The following is a 19,834-nucleotide window of genomic DNA, read 5'->3' as shown; positions in this document are numbered from 1 at the left end:
ACACTTTAATATACTAATCTCCATAGAAAAAACGTTGCGTAAGATTCATATCCTTCCCAAGCAGAAGCTATTTGTTTAATCTCATCTATCGAAGGTTTCCTATCTAATGACCCAGCTAACTTTAATGCATTATGAAGTCCAACATCATTTATAGGAAACGCATTGGGATATCGCACACACCTTAGTAATACATAGTTTGCAGTCCATGGACCAATTCCTTTTATTGCAGTTAGTTGCTTTACTGCTAAATTTATGTCAGATAGTTGAACTAATTTTTCTCTTGATATCTGGTTATTGGCAATCAGCCGTGCTATACCACGGATATATTCACATTTTCTTCGAGACATACCAATCTTAAACAATTCATCCATACTTAATGAAGCTATTAGACGAGGGGAAGGAAATAGCCAATAGTCCTCTCCATTATGAATTAGTCTTTTTCCATAATTTTTAATAAATCTATCTTTTAATGTAGAAGCGAAGCTCAAATTTATTTGCTGCCCTAAAATGGCCCAGACAAAGGCTTCAAAAATGTCCGGTATTCCTATATTTCTTAATCCATAAAATTTTGATATAGGCATTTTAAGATATTCATCCTGTTTTGCAATGGTATAAAATGGTTCTAAATGAATATCTAAATCGAACCAATCTCGGATGTAAAGCATTATTTGTCGCTCAAATTGTTTCGTGTAAGATTGACTGACATCTTCAGTTTCTATAACCAGTCTATTGTTATTACTGACATATATCTTTATAAAAAAAAGATTGCCATCTAAAACGATAAAGCGTGTTATGCTTTCTTGATCGGTACGGAATAAACCATCCTCTGTACTTTTTAAATAATCCAAGTTAATCCTAAAAGAGAAGTTTTCAGGAAGAGATAGAAGTTGTTTATAAACTGTCACGCTAAAACTCCTTTATCTATATTTTCTTATAACGATAGCATAATTGTCTGTAACTGTACTTTTGATTTCTTGCTTTTACATTCAAAATTACTTGTATAAAAATAATGAATAGCATACACTTTGTTTTACATTAATAATGAAAGGAAAAAACTGTAATGTGTCGAGTCTATTGGAGTTATTGGTATTTAAAAAATGCAAAAGGAATCATCGCTAGTACAGATCATGGAATAGCTTATGTTGGATCCCCGTATGAAACAGGTACAGATTTCCAAGATTGGGCTACCAAAGTTTTCAATCATTCTACATTGATAAATAATGAGGATAAATTGAGGAATTACAAATTACAATTAGAGGATTTTTTTACTGGTCGAAGAAAAGAATTTACTGTAAATTTTGATCTACGCGGTAGCCTATTTCAACAGCAGGTTTGGGAAATTTTAAAATGTATACCATTTGGTGAAACAGTGAGTTATTCAGATGTTGCCAGAAGATTAGGCAAACCCAACTCATACAGAGCTGTAGCTTCCGCGATTGCTACAAATCCAATATTAATTATGATACCTTGTCATCGTGTTGTAAGAAAAAATGGTAAAAGCACTGGTTATAGAGGAGGGTTAACGTTTAAGTATGAGTTGCTACAATTAGAAAAAGACATACTAAATAATAATCCATCTTAAATCATTTTTTAACGTACTTCCGAATTTTTCTATGTAACTATTATTTAATTTGGAGTGTGGAACATGACTACTAAAAAAACAATTAATCTTTATCAAGGAATAAGTTTATATATAGCTGCAATATTGGGATCTGGTGTATTATTTGTCTCAGGAATAACCGCTTCTATAGCAGGGCCTGCTTCTTTACTATCTTGGATTATTGTTATTATATTTAGTTTTCCATTAGCATATAGTTTTGCAAGTTTAGCTAGAGATTTCCCTGATGCTGGGGGGACAGCAACGTTTGTTCGAAAGTCATTTGGTTATCATTTAGGGAACATCGTCGGTTGGTTCTATTTTGTAACTGCCGCAATTGGTCAGTCTATCGTTGCATTAACTGGGGCTTTTTACTTAAGTAAAGCATTCAACTTCACCCCTTTAGGTGAGGTATATGCAGCGATACTAATTTTATTAATTGCAGGCTGCTTTAATTATTTTGGTCTGGAAGTAAGCGGAAAGGCTGCATTAATCATTAGCTCATGTCTATTGTTATTACTACTGACTACAATCATTGTAGCTTTACCAAGTGTAACTCTTAATAATTTCCAACCTTTCTTTACGGATGGATGGTATGCCATTGGCACTGCTATTACTGTTATTTTCTGGGCCTTCTTTGGCTGGGAGGCAATCTGCAACTTATCCTCTCATTTCAAACAACCTGATAAAAATATTGTAAAAAGCTCTGTAATTAGCGCATTGATTATAGGTTGTTTATTTTTACTACTTAGTTTTGTTACTATTGGCACAAATACATATGGTAGTGTTGAAAGCGATTTTTCGCCAATTGCTGTTATTATACAAGATAATCTAGGGATAGGGGCACAAGTATTAACTGCAGTACTTGCCTATTTAATATGCATTGGTACATCAAACGCATTTATCGCTAGTTTGGCGCAGCTAGGGTATTCCTTGAGCAGAGATAAAGCATTCCCAACCGTATTATCAAAGATACATCGTTCTGGTGTTCCACGACGCATGGTTATATTTGCAGTTGGGTTTGCAGTTATAGGCGTAATAATCACAGTTATATTTTCAGCAACATTTGATGATCTGCTTTTTATACCGACGTCACTTGGTTTAATCGTATATGCTTTAACAATGATTTCAGGTGTTAAACTTTTTAAGAAGTGGAGCAAGCCTTGGATATGCTCACTTGTTTCATTTGTATTTATTTTATGTGTCATTCCTTTTTTTGAAGTATATCTGTTGGTACCTTTATTTGTATCGATAGCTTATTGTCTATATATGCTTACTAAAAGCTTTTATAGGAGTCAATAAGCTATAAATGAAATCTTTAATATATGTTAATAGAGCCAGTTAAAAAGAGATCCATAGACTAGGAGCATAACCTCCTTTTTACAAGGTAATCCTGCATAGGGTCTAGGGAGATGGTGAACTATAAAAACAGGGCATCGTATGAAGGAAAGTTGTATCAAAAATAATTTTGATGCAAGGATTACCGATTGACCGAAAAAGGATACAAAAGCGATAGTCATAGTAAGTAATTTTAGTTCGTTTTGCCATCTATCCCATAAATGTGGTTTACTTTGGTCAACAAATGAATAAGAATGTTTGTATGGCGTGGAATGAAGACTATATAATTTTTTTAAAGTTATTACATCTAACTTTAAAAGTTAAAATGTATTTATAAAATCATAAACGGTTTTGCTTATCTCCTTAAAATTAGACCAGTGTAAATAATGATGTCCTCTTAATACAACGAGCTTTTTAGTTGATAAATGGTTTATCTGCTTTTGATAAAAAGCTTCCATTGTTTTACCATTTGTCGTTATCCTATCACTGTATTTAGTAAATATTAGAACGGGTGTATCTGTAGGAAAAGACATATTAACTGTTTTATCAATATTATGATTTATTTCATTAACTTCAGCAATTATATTTTTGTTGCCTAAATTCCATGCCGATAAGATTTTAGTCTTTTCTAAGTTTTCAAGAGAATAAGTTCCATTTTCTGCTTCAGGAAGGTACTTCGCTGAATTCAAATATACTGCTAACCTAGTGGCTCCAGTCGATGCTAAAACATTTATATATCGAGGTATAGTAGGAATAGATTCATTAAAGTAATCTACTACTTGAGGCAAAGTGCAATCATTACATATTATTGCCTTAATTTCGTCGGGGTATTTATTGGCATAGTACAAGCTATAAATACCAGATATTGAATGAGGCATCAAAATATATGGACCTTTAATATTAGCTTTATACAGTGCGGTCCTTATTTCCTCTACAATGTTCTCAACAGTTCGCTTCTTATTAGTAGTTTCACTCCAACCGTACCCAAATGTCTCTACAACTACTATTCTATTATTCTTTGCCATTTCTTTTATTAAAGGTTCATAATCCAATGCTGGTGCAGCTGTACCAGCACCACTTAATAAAACAATCGTTTTTTCACCCTCTCCCTTAACATACACATGCATTTTATCACCGTTCACTTCAACTAATTGACCTAATGGCGGATATCGGTGTTGCTCAAGCTCCATCACAATCTGGTTTAATATTATCCAAAATAATAAGATCACAGCAATAATAAGAAAACTATTTCTAATGAACATCCAAAAGCTAATCTTTTTAATTGTCATTACTTATCCTTCCTTTTACATCATTAGCTTTCTCGTCTGACTACTTTATAATTTTATAGATTTTTTCTTAAATAATGCTTATAAATGGTAAAAAAATTTTAATCACTATATAGTAATTTCCCCAAAAAAATATAATTAGAAAGATATGTATAATTAGAGCAAAAGTTTTAGAGTGTATATAAATTTGAAATAAGAGTTCATTTGTACTAAAGGATGTATTATTTATGTGATAATAGCCCATAAAATGTTAAAGATAGCTAGTACATATGGCCTTTCTTTCGAATAAATTAGCATACAAGGTTGCTTACGATTGAGATATGGAGGAACTACTTATGTTTGAGGAGACGATGAGGAAAAATTCTTTAAGTAGATAAATTTACAGTACGAACAGAAGGAAAAATATTTAGAGTATATTCAGTTTATTCCATCCAGTATACCTTATATTTTCATAAAAAATTATTCTATAAATCGAACTGGTAAACTGTAAATACTTATCAATTTATTAAACGAATTATGATTGAAATAGTATATTTTACTAAACTAATTACAATTTATGAGTTTAAATGGTAACAATAACAATTAATGGTAATAAATCTCTATCCAATATTTTAAATTTACAAAAAAATAATTCTTTTTGCTCAGTTAATAATAATCGATAATTTGTATAATTGAAATATATGTAAAATATGACTAAAGTATCTTGTTTTTAGTCGAAAGAAGTAAAAAAGACTAGAAATTGCTAGTTAAAGTAACTGAAAAAATAAATTAAATGATACGATTTCTGATAAGTATGGTGACACAATTTTAGTGGATTGTAGAAGGGAATATTTTTTTATAAGACTTTAGACACTATTAAAAATTTACTCAATTAATTTATATCTATTTAAAAATAGATATAATTACCTTGTTAGAAAAATTACATGAATTCTAGTGATATAAATTATTCGGGGTTCAAAGGTAAAACGGAGGGGGAGTAATTTGTCGACTTTAATTAATGTTATTAGAAATAAGGAATCAGAAACAGAAAAGGGTATCAGTTTCGTTAAAAAAAACGGAATTGAAAAGTTCGTGTCATATCATGATTTATTGGATAAAAGCATTAAAATTTTAGGCTATATACAGAGTAAAGGGATTAGCTACAAAGATGAACTTGTATTCCAGTTAAATGATAATGAAGATTTTGTTCATTCTTTTTGGGCAGGATTATTGGGAGGAATAATTCCTGTGCCACTTAGTACAGGCAAGAATGATGAACATAAATTAAAGTTTTTTAAAGTATGGAATCAATTAAATAACCCATATCTAATTTGTGACCTTGAGCACTATGAAGTACTAGAAAAATATGCAAAGAATAATGATATTGATCTATCAGCACTTAAAAATAGAGTGATAGATATTCGAGATGTTTATCATTATGAGGAAGATGGACAAATTTATGAAAGTAATCAAGATGATATAGCTTTTTTACAGTTTTCCTCAGGATCGACTGGTGAACCAAAAGGAGTTATGTTAAAACATTATAATTTACTCGCTAATATGGAAGGGATTATTAATGGTACACGCATGACAAGCGAGGATAGCTTAATTACGTGGTTACCTATGTCCCATGATATGGGGTTAATTGGATGTCATTTAATACCTACATTATTAAACATTAATCAAGTCAATATTAATACAAATGATTTTATTAGAAGACCTAGAATGTGGTTAGAAAAAGCAAGTCAGCATAAATCAACACTGCTATTCTCTCCCAACTTTGGTTATAGGTACACATTAAAATACGCAAAAAGAGTCTCAGAAGATGTCGATTTATCCAATGTTAGAATTATCATTAATGGAGCCGAGCCAATCTCAGCAGATCTAATCCAGGAATTCTTCTCTAAGATGCGTAAATATGGTATGAAAGATACTGTAATGTGTCCTGCATATGGGCTTGCAGAGGCATGTCTTGGGGTTTCAGCAGCTTATCCAGAGGATGGCAACGTGATAACGTGGTGTATCGATAGAAGAGCAATTAAGATTGGGGAAGAAGTAGTTTACCTGCAAAACGATACTAGTAACTTTGCTGCAACGTTTGTTGATGTAGGTTACCCTCTGACAAATACAAGTATCCGAATAACTGATAATCGTCAAACTGTATTAGACGAGGATATGCTAGGAGCTGTCGAGATAAAGGGAAAAAATGTAACCAGCGGCTATTACAACATGGAAGCAAAAACAAACGAAGCATTATCTGCAGATGGCTGGTTGAATACAGGTGATATAGGATTTATAAAAAATGGACGATTAGTAATAGTGGGTCGCTACAAAGATGTGTTGTTTGTTAATGGTCAGAATTACTTTGCTAATGACTTAGAAAGAGTTATTCGTGAAGTCGCAGGAATCCCACTTAGTGAAGCTGAAGTAGCTGTTGGTGGTGCAAGAAATTTTAAAGAGCAAACAGAGCATATTGTAGCATTTATTAAATTTAAAAAGTCAGACGAGGAATTTATAGAAATAGAGAAAAATATAAAAAGAGAATTAAATTATCGATTAGGTGTCCAAATTTCCCATGTTATTCCATTAAAACAAATTCCGAAGACAACCAGCGGTAAAGTCCAAAGATTTAATCTGGTAAGGCGGTTTGAAGAAGGGAAGTTCCAATCTATAATAAAGCAAATCGATGAACATAAAAAGAAAGGTGAGCGTAATAGCGAGGATATTGATCAAATAGAAAATGGCATCGTCTCTATATGTAAGATGTACATAAGCGAAGTTAAAATTGGACTTGAAGATAACTTTTTTGAAATGGGTATCAGTTCACTGCAGTTAACTCAAGTAGCTTCAGAGCTACAGCAAAAATATGGAGACCATATTAAAGTTGCAGATTTCTATGCAAATCAAACCATTAAAGAACTAGCTGATTTTATTAAAAATGGAAAGAAACAAGTGAATGAGAAAAACAGCTCTAGGAAAAATATGAATCAGGCTGGTGATGATATTGCTATTATAGGTATTTCTTTAAAAGCATCTGGAGCAGAAGAGCAAGATGAATATTGGGAATACATTCGGAATGGGGGGGAAGGAGTACGGGATTTTCCTGAAAATAGAAAAGAAGATCTTACCGATTACTTATTATCAGTTGGGTATTCAGAAAATAAGATGGAATATCATCGTGGGGCTTACTTAAATAATATTGATACGTTCGATTATAAATATTTTAATATTCTGCCGGTTGAAGGTGTTGCAATGTCTCCGGTGCAAAGAATGTTTCTAGAATCTACAGTTAAAGTAGTTGAGGATGCTGGATATCATGCCGGAACATTGAAGGGGTCTAATACTGGAGTGTATGTAGGATATATGGGAGATATGGAAGGATTTAAGTATCAACAAATATTACAAGCATCGAAAGACATTCAAACACCTACAGGCTATCTTTCTTCTAATATAGCGGGAAGAGTGTCATATATGATGAATCTAAAAGGACCTAGTTTGATTGTTGATACTGCTTGCTCTTCTTCTTTAGTCGCATTAAATATTGCATGTAATGACATAAAAAGTGGGAATTGTGAGCAGGCAATAGTTGGTGGAATTAGGATTAAGACCATTCCCCTTAAGGACGGCCTGCGAGCTGGATTTGAGTCAGAAGATTATCGAACCAAACCATTTGACTCAGAGGGTAATGGAACTGGGGAAGGCGAAGGAGTTATTTCCATTATGGTAAAGCCACTACAAAGAGCAATTCATGATCAAGATCATATTTATGCTGTTTTAAAGGGGATGGCAGTAAATAGCGATGGTACTACTCTAGGTTTAGCAGCTCCAAATCCTGCTGCTCAAAAAGAAGTAATTATGAAAGCATTACGAAATGCAAAGGTTGAACCAAGCTCGATAACTTATGTCGAAGCACAAGGAACAGGAACGGATATTGGTGATTCAATCGAGTTTGAAGCCTTATCTAGTGCTTATAGTAGCGGGCATGGTGAAAGCCGGTTTTGTTCATTAGGTTCTGTTAGAGGAAATATTGGGCATTTATATGAAGCCTCAGGACTTTCAAGCTTAGTAAAATGTTGTCTTATGTTGAAAAATAAAAAATTACCTCCACTTGCTAACTTTAAAAAACCAAATACAAACATAAATTTAAACGATTCACCGTTTTATATTACGATTACTGAAACTGACTGGTTACCTCGCAATGGAGTGAGAAGATGTGGAATCCATAATTTTGGATTGTCTGGAACCAATTCACATGTAATTTTAGAAGAATACCGAGGTCACGAAGAACAAAGCCTAGAATCAAATGAAAGCCATATTTTCACGCTATCAGCCAAGAATAATACAACACTAAATCAGTTAGTCGAAAAATATATTAAATTCATGGAAAATAATAAGCACTTAAAACTTTCAAATGTATGCTATACATCTAATATAGGTAGAGAACATTTTGAATATAGAATAGCTATTGTCGCTGATTCATTGGACGATTTAATAAAAAAATTGAAGCATTTTGAATGTAAAACAGATTTAGCTAATCATATTTATTTTGGAGTTCATAAACGGGTGAAAGAAGCTACTAAAACGACAAAAATTGATGAATTAACTAAAGAGAATATAATTGCTTTACGTGATAGTGGAAATAATATTGTGGCTAACACAACTATAGATAATCGAACAGGTAACTTATCTAGAATTGCCCAACTATATATTAGGGGAGCAGCGGAACTTCATTGGGAGCAGTTATATAGTTCGCAACAGACGAAGAAGGTTAGTCTGCCAACTTATGTATTTCAAAAATTGAAATGTTGGCCAAGTTTCTAAAGGGGGTATAAGAGTGGGTAGTTCTATGAATAAAATCCTGAATAGATTATTAGAAATAGTATCGGAAGTAACCAAGGTTGATAATCAAGAACTACAACCGGATGAGAATATTATTGAAATGGGATTCGATTCCATTATTTTTACTAGGGTAAATAGCCATATTAAACAACAATTTGGTATAGAAATCCCATTTTCTAGAATTTTTAATGACTTATCTGATTTAAATAAACTTGCTGCTTATATAAATGAAAAATCTAATATAGTAAACGAAGTAGAGACATCCTATTTACAAGCAACGGTAACAACTGAAGAAAATGCTAGCAACGAAGAATTAGAAGAAGAGTTAAACAGAACTGCTTCAGTACTTGAATCGAAGGAAATTATGCGTTATTACTCTACGTTTCCTTATGACTATATAGAAAAAAAGCTAAAAGTGAATTTAGAACAGTTTGGTATCGTAAATTGTCATGACATTAGAGTATTCATTTTGGATGATACAATGCAGTTGTTACCAAAAGGTACTATTGGAAATATCTTTATTGGCCCAAATAAGATTGAAATTTACAACACTAGTATTCTTGGTGAATTGACAGAAGAAGGAGAAATTCTAGTTCGAGGAGAGGGAAAAGATGATGCAAATAAAATTTATCCAATCTCTTCTGAACAGAAAAGAATGTATACACTACATAAAGTGGATGAGAATAGTTTAAATTACAATATTGCGAGTGTTGTCAAAATAGAAGGGGATTTGGATGTTGAAAAATTGGAAAATTCGCTTAATGTCATCATAAAAAGGCATGAATCATTACGCACGTACTTCGCTGAGGTCAATGGAGAAGTCGTACAAAGAATAGTCGATAAGATGCACATTTCCATTCCATATTCTATTCTGGAGGAAGATGTCGATCTATACGAATTAATAAATCGTGAGAGGGAGTGTTTTATAAAACCATTCGATTTAAATAGCTTGCCCTTAATTAGGATAAAACTAATTAAGGTGAAGACAAATTTCCATGTGATGTTATTAGATACTCATCATATTATCGCTGATGGTACAAGCTCTGCAATTTTCTTACATGAATTAATGACTCATTATAGTGGACAGGAACTAGATGATTTAACGCTACAATATAAGGATTATATCCTACAAAAAGAAAAAGGTAATAAAGATGTTGATAAGAGGAAACAAGAAACGTATTGGAAAAATGTGTTTGCTGATGGTATTCCAACTCTGGATATTCATAGTGACTATTCAAGACCGTACTTACAAACATTTAATGGAGATAATGTAAGCTTCATATTAAGCCATCATTTGAGTGAGAAGATTGATAGTTTCTGTAGAGTGAACCATGTTACTCCGTACATGTTCTTTTTTACATGTATTAATATTCTATTAGCGAAGTATTCCGGACAACAAGATATTGTAATTGGATCTACATTAGATAGAAGAAAAGATTTACAAACAGCAAACTTAATAGGGATGTTCGTCAATACAATTCCTATTAGAAATTATATTGATACAGAAGAAGCGTTTGTTGATGTACTGGATAAGGTGAAAACGAATGTACTTCAAGCAACGGACCATGCTGATTATCCTTTCGAAGAATTAGTAGATCTGCTCGATACTAGGAGAGATAAAAGCAGAAATCCTATCTTTGATGTACTCTATACATTTCAAAATAACCTGATTAGAGAACTAAATAGTCCCAGTATTAACATTAGAAGTGATGAAATCAAGACGAAAAGCTCAAAAGTTGATTTGTTTTTCGAGGTTAATCAAGAAAAAGAATATGCAATTAACATTGAATACAATACAGACATTTATAGTGAACAAACTATAAAAAGAATGGCTAAGCACTTTAGCAGATTGACTGAAAACGTATTAGACAATACTAATAATCAGATTAGTGATATACCCATTATCACTCCAGAAGAGCGAGATTTAATTTTAAACAACTTTAATAATGTAAATGTGTTGTATCCAAAGGAAAAAACTGTCCATCAGTTATTTGAAGAACAAGTAGAGAAATATCCGAATCATATTGCTGTTAAAGACAATAAGGAAGAACTAACTTACCGTGATTTGAATGTGAAGGCTAATCAACTGGCTAGGAAGTTACGAAATCTTGGTGTTCAAGCAGATTCAATCATAGCACTTATGGTTGATAAATCAATTGAACTTATCATTGGTATATTAGGAATTTTAAAAGCAGGTGGAGCATACTTACCAATTGATCCTAAGTTGCCTAAGGAAAGAAAAGAATATATGCTAACAGATTCTCAGACTAAACTAGTTGTTACAAATACATATATGTATGAAGGGATGGATGATGTTTCAGTTGTTAATTTATCGGATACGAGCATTTTCCAAGAAGGGGATGCTAGGAATTTAAAATATATAAACTACCCAAGTGATCTTGCCTATATTATTTATACTTCTGGCACTACCGGTAATCCTAAAGGAGTTATGATCGAACATAAAAATGTTGTAAGGTTGATGAAGAACGATGACTATCAATTTGATTTTTCAGAAAAGGACGTTTGGACCTTATTTCATTCACAGTCGTTTGACTTTTCCGTTTGGGAAATTTTTGGAGCCTTACTATATGGAGGAAAGCTGATTATTGTTTCTGATGAAGTTGCCATGGATACAACTAGGTTCCGGACATTATTAGAAAATGAAAAAGTTACCGTATTAAATCAAACACCAACAGCTTTCTATAACTTAATGAAAATTGAAATGGAAGAAACGAGGTCACAATTATCGTTAAGGTATATTATTTTCGGGGGAGAAGCGCTTAAACCAATAATGTTGAAAGACTGGATGGAGAAATATAAAACAGTAAAACTAATCAATATGTACGGAATTACGGAAACAACTGTTCACGTGACGTTTAAAGAATTAAAGGAAGAAGATCTTCAAAGTGGGATTAGCAATATAGGTAAGGCTATTCATACATTAATGACAGTTATTGTGGATGAAAATTTAAGGCTCCAACCAATTGGTGTTCCAGGAGAATTATGTGTCATTGGAGATGGTGTCGCAAGGGGATATCTAAATCAAGAAAAGTTAACGAGTATAAAATTTGTCGACAATTCTTATGTGGAGGAAAGTAAATTATATCATTCAGGTGATTTGGTAAGATTGCTTCCAAGTGGAGAGATGGAGTACTTAGGAAGAATGGATAACCAAGTTAAAATTAGAGGATATCGAATTGAGCTAGGTGAGATAGAGTATCGACTGATCAGCCACCCTGACATTAAAGAAGCTGTCGTGGTAGCAAAAGAAGGTGAACCAGATCAAAAATATTTATGTGCCTATATCGTGGCCAAGTGTTCTATGGATAAATCAGAAATAAAAGCTTATTTGAAGGAAAGCTTGCCAGACTATATGATTCCTGCTTACTTTATGGAGCTCATGAAGATTCCATTAACCAATAATGGTAAAGTGAACCGGAAGGCATTACCTAAGCCAGATGTAATGGGGCTTATTTCGGAGGCGTATGAAGCCCCAAAAACTCCAACACAGAAAATACTGACTTCTATTTGGCAAAATGTGTTGGGAGTAGAATCCATTGGTATCCATGATAGCTTCTTTGACTTAGGTGGCCATTCATTAAAAGCAACAACTGTCATGAGTGAGGTACATAAGGTATTAGAGGTGTCAGTTCCATTAAAAGAACTTTTTAACAGACCAACGATTCAAGAGTTAAGCGACTACATTGATATCAAAGGGGTTGCTAATCCATACAAACAAATAGAGCCATGTGTAGAAAAGGAATACTATCAAACATCCTCTGCTCAAAAACGAATGTATTCGGTGCAACAATTGGAAAAAGAAAGTACCGCTTATAATATGCCTGGCGTCTTTATGCTAGAAGGAGAAATAGATATTGAACAAATGGAAGAAACGCTTCATCAATTAATAGCCAGACATGAAGTACTACGTACCTATTTTGTAACAGTCGATGGTGAGATTGTCCAAAAAATTAAGCCAACACTAGCGTTCCATCTTCCTGTACGGAAAGTAGATGAAACTGATATTACTAGCTTATCTCAGAAATTGATTCGTCCATTCGTCTTAGAGGAAGCACCGTTATTCCGAGCGGAAATTTTAAAAGCTCACAGAACATATTATTTACTAATTGATATGCATCATATTATTTCCGATGGTGTATCCGTAGAAATTTTTATGAATGAATTTAAAAAATTGTATAACGGTGAGTCGATGGAACCATTGCGCATTCAATACAAAGATTATGCCGAATGGCAATATAAATATTTAAAAAATGATCATATGAAGGAGGAAGCTCGTTATTGGCAAGAACAATTTCAAGATAAGGTGCCAATGCTCCAGCAGCTATATGACTATGAACGGCCAGCCTTTCAAAGCTTTGAAGGAGATAGCTTAGCATTTACCATCAAGGAGGGAACAACAAAGAAGTTACAAGTATTGGTGAAGCAAGAAGATGTGACTCTTCAGATGATCTTACTGTCTGCCTTTAACATTCTATTAGCCAAATATAGTGGACAAGAGGATATCGTTGTCGGAGTACCAATTGCAGGAAGGCCGCATGCGGATCTGCAGAATATCATGGGGGTGTTTGTAAATACGTTAGCAATGCGAAATCAGCCAACAAATGATAAGACATTTAGTGAATTTCTAAAGGAAGTAAAACAAAACTCCTTACTTGCATATGATAATCAAAATTATCCGCTTGAAGAATTAATTGATGAGTTAAATATTAAACGAATAAAAGGCAGAAATCCATTATTCGATGTTCTTTTTGATATGACCAATCTCGATTTGAGTAAAGCTATCCAGATTAACAATTTATCACTTAAGCCCAAATTATTAACTAATAATATAGCAAAAATGGATTTATCTTTAGTTGCGTTAGAAAAAAAGCAACATATTGAAATGAGTATTGAATATTCCTCTCAACTATTTAAGAAAGAAACCGTTGCTAGAATAGCCGAGGATTTCCAGCGGATTATTGAGATCATTTCAACACAAGTAAATATTCAACTTGGAAATATTGAAATTCGTAGCGAAGAGGAGAGGCAATCCATTTTACAGGAAGATGAATTATTAAATGAGCTTAAAGATCAAGAATTCTCCTTTTAAAAATACACTTATGTCTACCTAAACTAATGGTTATAATCTTAAGTTCAATTAACTTTGATGAAGAACGGAGGGTATTCAATGTCTAGTGATCTCGACCGTTTGATGGAAAAAGAAGAACAATCAAAAAAATACTGGGAAACGATGAACCTTACTGATGAATGGAAGGCAGACTTTGCTCGGGATTTTGTTCATGTAAATAACTATCAAAAGTCTCAAATTTCATTTTCCTTAGATGATGCTATTACGGAAAAAGCGTTGGCAATTACCAAGCACAATGATTTTCCTCTATTTTCCATCTTTATGGCGTGCTTGCAAATAGAGCTTTATAAATATAATGGTAAAACTAAAAACATAATAGGAATTCCAATATTTGTCTCTCATAAAGAAAATCGTAGTGGAATAAATAATAAAGTGTTACCTTTCTTCAATAACTTTAACAGTAATGCAATCATTAAAAACCTGATTTTGCAGAATCGGAATAAGTTAATAGAAACATATCAACATAGCCACATTAACTTGGAAAATCTATTAAGAAACTCGAATATCAGTAATAGTGTGATGGAATTAACTCCAATCAGCTTAACTATGAATACCCTTCATCTAGATGAACACATCCAATACATACATAACTCCAACAACAATGAAATCACAATTAGCATTGAAAAGACGGGTAAAGGAATAGTGTTATCATTTGTCTATAATGCTACCCTTTTTACGAGCGAGACGATTCATCAATTTGGGAAGAGATTTTTAATTATCTTAACTGAGATGATGGTAGATTTAGCTAAGGAAGTCAAAGACGTTGAAATGATAACTAGTGAGGAAAAACATCAGATCTTAAAACAATTTAACCTTACTAAAACGAAATATCCTGCTGATAAAACTATACAAGTAATGTTTGAAGAAGAAGCTCAAAAGAATCCTAACAAAATAGCAGTGGTATATAAGCAGCAAAGCTTAACCTATCAGGAATTGAATGAAAAATCTAATCAAATGGCATGGCTATTGCAAGAGAGAGGGGTAAAAGTAAATTCAGTAGCTGCTATTATGGGCGAAAGATCAATTGAGATGATTATTGGAATACTAGGAATTTTGAAATCCGGTGGCGCGTATTTACCAATTGATCCTTCCTATCCAAAAGAAAGGATCAACTTCATGCTACAAGATGCAGAAGTGGATGTATTATTAATCCGGAATACGATAACACAGGAGTTAGAAGTAAATATTCCAGAGATAAATGTAAATGATCCTTCCATAGAAATGAAACCTAAAACAAATTTAGAAACAATCAGCCATATGGAAGATTTCGCATATATCATCTATACGTCCGGTTCTACAGGAAACCCTAAAGGAGTACCGATAAAACACAAAAGTGTTATCAATCTATGCACTTGGTTTGGCGATACCTATAATTTGAGAGAACGTCGACACGTCATGCATAATACAAGTATTTCTTTTGATGTTTCCGTTGAAGAAGTTTTTGGGGCTTTGCTAAATGGAGGAACGGTATACATTACCACTTATGAAGAATCGACAAATAGATATAAATTTAGACAATTTATCCAGAAACATGACATAAACATTGTCCAGTTAGTCCCGACTACTATACAGGAATTTATTGTAGGTGATCCTAAATTAGAAAGTGTTGATGTGCTTATTTCTGGTGGAGAAGCATTACCAAACACTCTAAAAAATGAAGTGATTGATCTTGGGTATGATATTTATAATTGTTACGGCCCTACAGAAACAACCGTTGATGCATTGACAACTTTGTGCGGGAAAGACAAATCAAATGTTATCGGGAAGCCCATAGCAAATACACAAGTGTATATTACGAATCGTGACGGTCAACTTCAACCAATTGGATTACCAGGAGAGTTATGCATAAGTGGTGAAGGATTATCAATTGGTTATCTAAACCGGTCTGAGTTGACTGAGGAAAAGTTTGTCGTGAATCTTTTTGAAACTAAATCAAAAATGTATAAAACAGGAGACTTAGTAAAATGGCTCCCTGATGGATCAATTGAATTTATTGAAAGACTAGATGATCAAGTGAAAATTAGGGGGTTTAGAATAGAGCTAGGTGAAATTGAAAATAAGCTATCCGAACAACCATATATTCTTCAATCTGTAGTCTTAGCATGGGAAAATGATAATCAAGGAAAATATCTATGCGCGTATTTATTAGGTGAAGAATCAATAGATATAGCTGCCCTAAGAAATAACTTAAAAAAAGAACTACCTCATTATATGGTGCCTACTTACTTTATTCAGGTTGAAAGCATTCCGCTTACACCAAACGGCAAAGTGGACAGAAAAATATTGCCTGAGCCTGATACACTGGATTTATCAATACAAGAATATGTTGCACCTTCCAACGTGAAGGAAAAACGATTAGTGGAAGTATGTAGTGAAATATTAGGAGTTAAAAAAATAGGAATTCATGAAGACTTTTTTGATCTTGGTGGAGACTCTATCAAGGCAATAAGACTAATATCAAAATTGCAAAAATTTGGTTTTACACTAGAAGTGAAGGACATATTTGACAATAGTAATTTGAAAGCAATTAGCCTTAAGATGACGGAAGAACAAGTGGTAGTGGACCAAAAAACGGTCTCTGGTGATGTATTACTAACACCTATTCAACGTATGTTTTTTGAAAAGGACATAACAGATGTTCATCATTGGAATCAAGCTATTATGTTATATGGTAGAGACGGTTTTCGAGTAGAGTGGATTGAGAAAATTTTTGATAAAATAACTTGCCATCATGATGCCTTACGAATGGTCTACCGTAAACATAACGGAAAAGTGAAGCAGATTAATAGAGATATAGAGTCGAACCTCTTCTCAATAGATGTTCATGATTTACGAAAGTATGATCACTATGAGGGACTAATCTCGTTGAAGTGTAATGAACTTCAAAGTAGTATCGATTTAGAAAATGGCCCTCTCGTCAAGTTAGGTATATTTCAAACAAAGGAAGGGGATTATCTTTTAATAGCTATCCATCATTTAGTAATAGATGGGGTTTCATGGAGAATTCTCTTAGAAGACTTTACCGAAGGGTATAATCTTTTACTAAAAGGTAAAAAGGTTGACTTTCAACCGAAATCCAATTCGTATCAAGAGTGGGCAGATTTTTTACAAGAGAAACTTGAATATTTTCAGCAGGAGCTTCCATATTGGAATAAAATGGAACAACAGCATATAAAACCTCTACCTACTGATTTCGAATCTCAGGAATTTGAGAATAAGCAAAAAAATGCGAGAGAAGTGCATGTTGAATTAAATCAATCGTATACGGAAGATTTATTAAAGCGTTCGAACCAAGCCTATAATACAGAAATAAATGATTTGCTATTAGCAGCTCTTACTCGTACCATTTATCAATGGACAAATGAGAAGAATATTCTTATTAATTTAGAAGGTCATGGAAGAGACGCTTTCGAAGGAAATATAGACATAAATAGAACGATAGGATGGTTTACAGCACAATATCCTTTATTATTAAAAATGGTAGACAAATCCACCTCGTCTTTAATCAAACATACAAAAGAATCCTTAAGAAAAGTTCCTAATAAAGGAATAGGCTATGGTATCTTAAAATATCTTTCACCATCAAAGCCTTGGAATAATCGAGAACCAGAAATTAGCTTCAATTATTTGGGACAATTTGACGAGCAATTAAATGATGAACTTTTTGAAATTTCCTCTTTATATTCAGGGGAAAACGTGAGTCCAAATAGTGATAGAATAAATGAAATCGACATAAATGGAATGATAACTAATCAGAAATTAAGTCTTTCTGTTTCCTATAATAGCTTGAGGTATCGTAGAGAAACAATAAGAAAATTTCTCGAAAGATTTAAGGAAAATCTAATCGAAATAATTCGCCATTGTTTGGAGAAAGACGTGATGGAATATACGGTATCCGATTATTCCGATGAAGATTTGACAACAGATGAATTAAAAAATTTAAAAGAAGCATATGAGGGAGCAAATAAAACTCAAATTACGAACATATACCCTCTTTCCCCAATGCAGGAAGGTATGCTATTTCATTCATTAGTAAAGAGTGAGTCATCTGCATATTTTGATCAAACCATTTTTACTGCTAAAGGCATAGTAGATATGGAACTTGTTCAAAAAAGCTTTCAAATACTCATTAATAAATACGATATTTTAAGAACGGTTATAGCCTATAAAGATGTGGAGAAACCACGTCAAGTCGTTTTAAAAGAAAGAAAGCCAAAGGTGTACTTCCATGATCTATCGAGTATGGATAATAAACAGTTAGATGACCGTATCGAAAAAATAATACTTGAGGATCGAAAGCAAGGTTTCAATCTAAGTAAAGATGTTCTTATGAGACTATTCATTTTGAAACAGGGTAATAAAGAATATAAAGTGATCTGGAGCTCTCATCATATTCTGATGGATGGATGGAGCACATGGATATTACTAAAGGACTTCTTTGATATTTATTCTATGTTAAAAAATAACAACATTTTAGAAATGGATAATCCAAAGCAATATGGTCATTACATTGATTGGCTGCAAAAACAAAATCGTAATCATGCTAAGCAATATTGGTACCAATATCTAGAGGGGTATGAAACCAATGTTAAAATACCATCGATTCGAACTCATCACTATGAATACATGGTGGAAGATTTGGATTTTGTTCTAAATAAAGACATAACAAAAGCGTTAACTAATATTGCTAAAAGCTCTAAAACAACCTTAAATACGATTATACAGGTAGTTTGGGGAATATTGCTGCAACAATACAATCAAACAAATGACGTTGTCTTTGGTTCTGTTGTATCAGGAAGAAATTATGATATAGAAAGCTTAGAAGAAATGGTAGGGTTATTTATTAATATGATTCCTGTCCGAATCACAAGTAATCCTAAACAAATATTTATTGACTTATTGAAGGAAACCCAAAATAAGGCATTGGAGTCTAGTAAATATGATTATTATCCACTAGCGGATATTCAATCGCTAACTGATATAAAGAGTGATCTAATTACTAGTAAAATAACTTTCCAAAATTATTATATTGATGAAGCATTAGTGAACTTTGATTTTGTTTCTGAATTAGGATTTACTGTTGAAGATATACATGGGTATGAACAAACGAATTATGATTTCAATATAAAAGTTATACCAAGTGAAGATACAAAAATAACTTTTTCATATAACAAAAATGTACATGATTCAGAAACGGTTATAAATCTTAAGAACCATTTCATCGAAATCATTCAATCCGTGATTCAAAACCAGGAAATCCCTGTATCCCAAATCAGTATGACAACTGATAAGGAACGGAAAGAGATTCTCCATGACTTTAATGACACATCGGTAACGTATCCAAAGGATAAGACAATATCTCAATTATGGGAGGAACAAGTAGAAAAACATCCCCACCATATCGCAGTGGAATACGAAGGCAAGCAGTTAACGTATCAAGCCTTAAATGAAAAGGCGAATCAACTCGCAAGGACCTTACGCCAAAATGGCATCACAGCCAATGCGATTGTCGGTATGATGATCGATGGTTCGCTAGAAATGATGGTCGGCATGATAGGCATTCTCAAGTCAGGCGGCGCCTACTTACCTATCGATCCAACACATCCAATCGATCGAATCAATTATATGATAGAAGATGCCAAACTG

7 protein-coding genes are annotated in these 19,834 nt (G+C 33.1%); 5 read left to right on the top strand and 2 right to left on the bottom strand.

Features of this window, described 5'->3' with window-relative positions; translation table 11 throughout:
* Positions 1-5 precede the first annotated feature (5 nt).
* On the bottom strand, positions 6-905 hold the full coding sequence (locus tag Q1A47_RS10635; RefSeq protein WP_166530566.1) for a DNA-3-methyladenine glycosylase: 900 nt from the start codon (positions 903-905) through the stop codon (positions 6-8).
* Between the two features lie 155 nt (positions 906-1,060).
* On the opposite strand from Q1A47_RS10635, the gene Q1A47_RS10630 reads away from it, so the two are divergent.
* Together Q1A47_RS10630 and Q1A47_RS10625 are read left to right on the top strand one after the other, a co-directional pair.
* The gene (locus Q1A47_RS10630) at positions 1,061-1,582 is read left to right on the top strand and encodes a methylated-DNA--[protein]-cysteine S-methyltransferase (RefSeq protein WP_166530565.1); all 522 of its coding nucleotides are present in this window, start codon (positions 1,061-1,063) and stop codon (positions 1,580-1,582) included.
* Positions 1,583-1,645: 63 nt separating this feature from the next.
* A complete protein-coding gene (locus tag Q1A47_RS10625) occupies positions 1,646-2,899 on the top strand; it encodes an APC family permease (protein WP_034679745.1) in 1,254 nt (417 codons plus the stop codon).
* A gap of 356 nt (positions 2,900-3,255) precedes the next feature.
* Here the strand turns inward: Q1A47_RS10625 and Q1A47_RS10620 are convergent, their stop codons facing one another.
* Entirely contained in the window at positions 3,256-4,224 is a 969-nt protein-coding gene (locus tag Q1A47_RS10620; protein WP_246484776.1) for an alpha/beta fold hydrolase, read from the bottom strand.
* 978 nt (positions 4,225-5,202) lie between these two features.
* Between Q1A47_RS10620 and Q1A47_RS10615 the strand changes: the two genes are divergently transcribed.
* The 3 genes from Q1A47_RS10615 to Q1A47_RS10605 form a co-directional block, all read left to right on the top strand.
* Positions 5,203-9,021, top strand: coding sequence for a beta-ketoacyl synthase N-terminal-like domain-containing protein (locus Q1A47_RS10615; protein ID WP_166530564.1), 3,819 nt, complete (start codon positions 5,203-5,205; stop codon positions 9,019-9,021).
* A gap of 25 nt (positions 9,022-9,046) precedes the next feature.
* Positions 9,047-14,149 carry a non-ribosomal peptide synthetase gene (locus Q1A47_RS10610; protein ID WP_246484782.1) on the top strand — a complete coding sequence of 1,701 codons (5,103 nt, stop codon included), beginning with the start codon at positions 9,047-9,049 and terminating at the stop codon, positions 14,147-14,149.
* A gap of 78 nt (positions 14,150-14,227) precedes the next feature.
* Positions 14,228-19,834 (top strand): non-ribosomal peptide synthetase (locus Q1A47_RS10605; protein ID WP_299632120.1); only part of this gene is annotated, 5,607 nt, incomplete at its 3' end.

It is taken from the genome of uncultured Virgibacillus sp. (genome assembly GCF_947495635.1).
Classification (GTDB): domain Bacteria; phylum Bacillota; class Bacilli; order Bacillales; family Amphibacillaceae; genus Virgibacillus; species Virgibacillus salarius.
The sequence above is the reverse complement of the archived record's forward strand: the minus strand, read 5'-3'. Positions and strand labels throughout refer to the sequence as shown.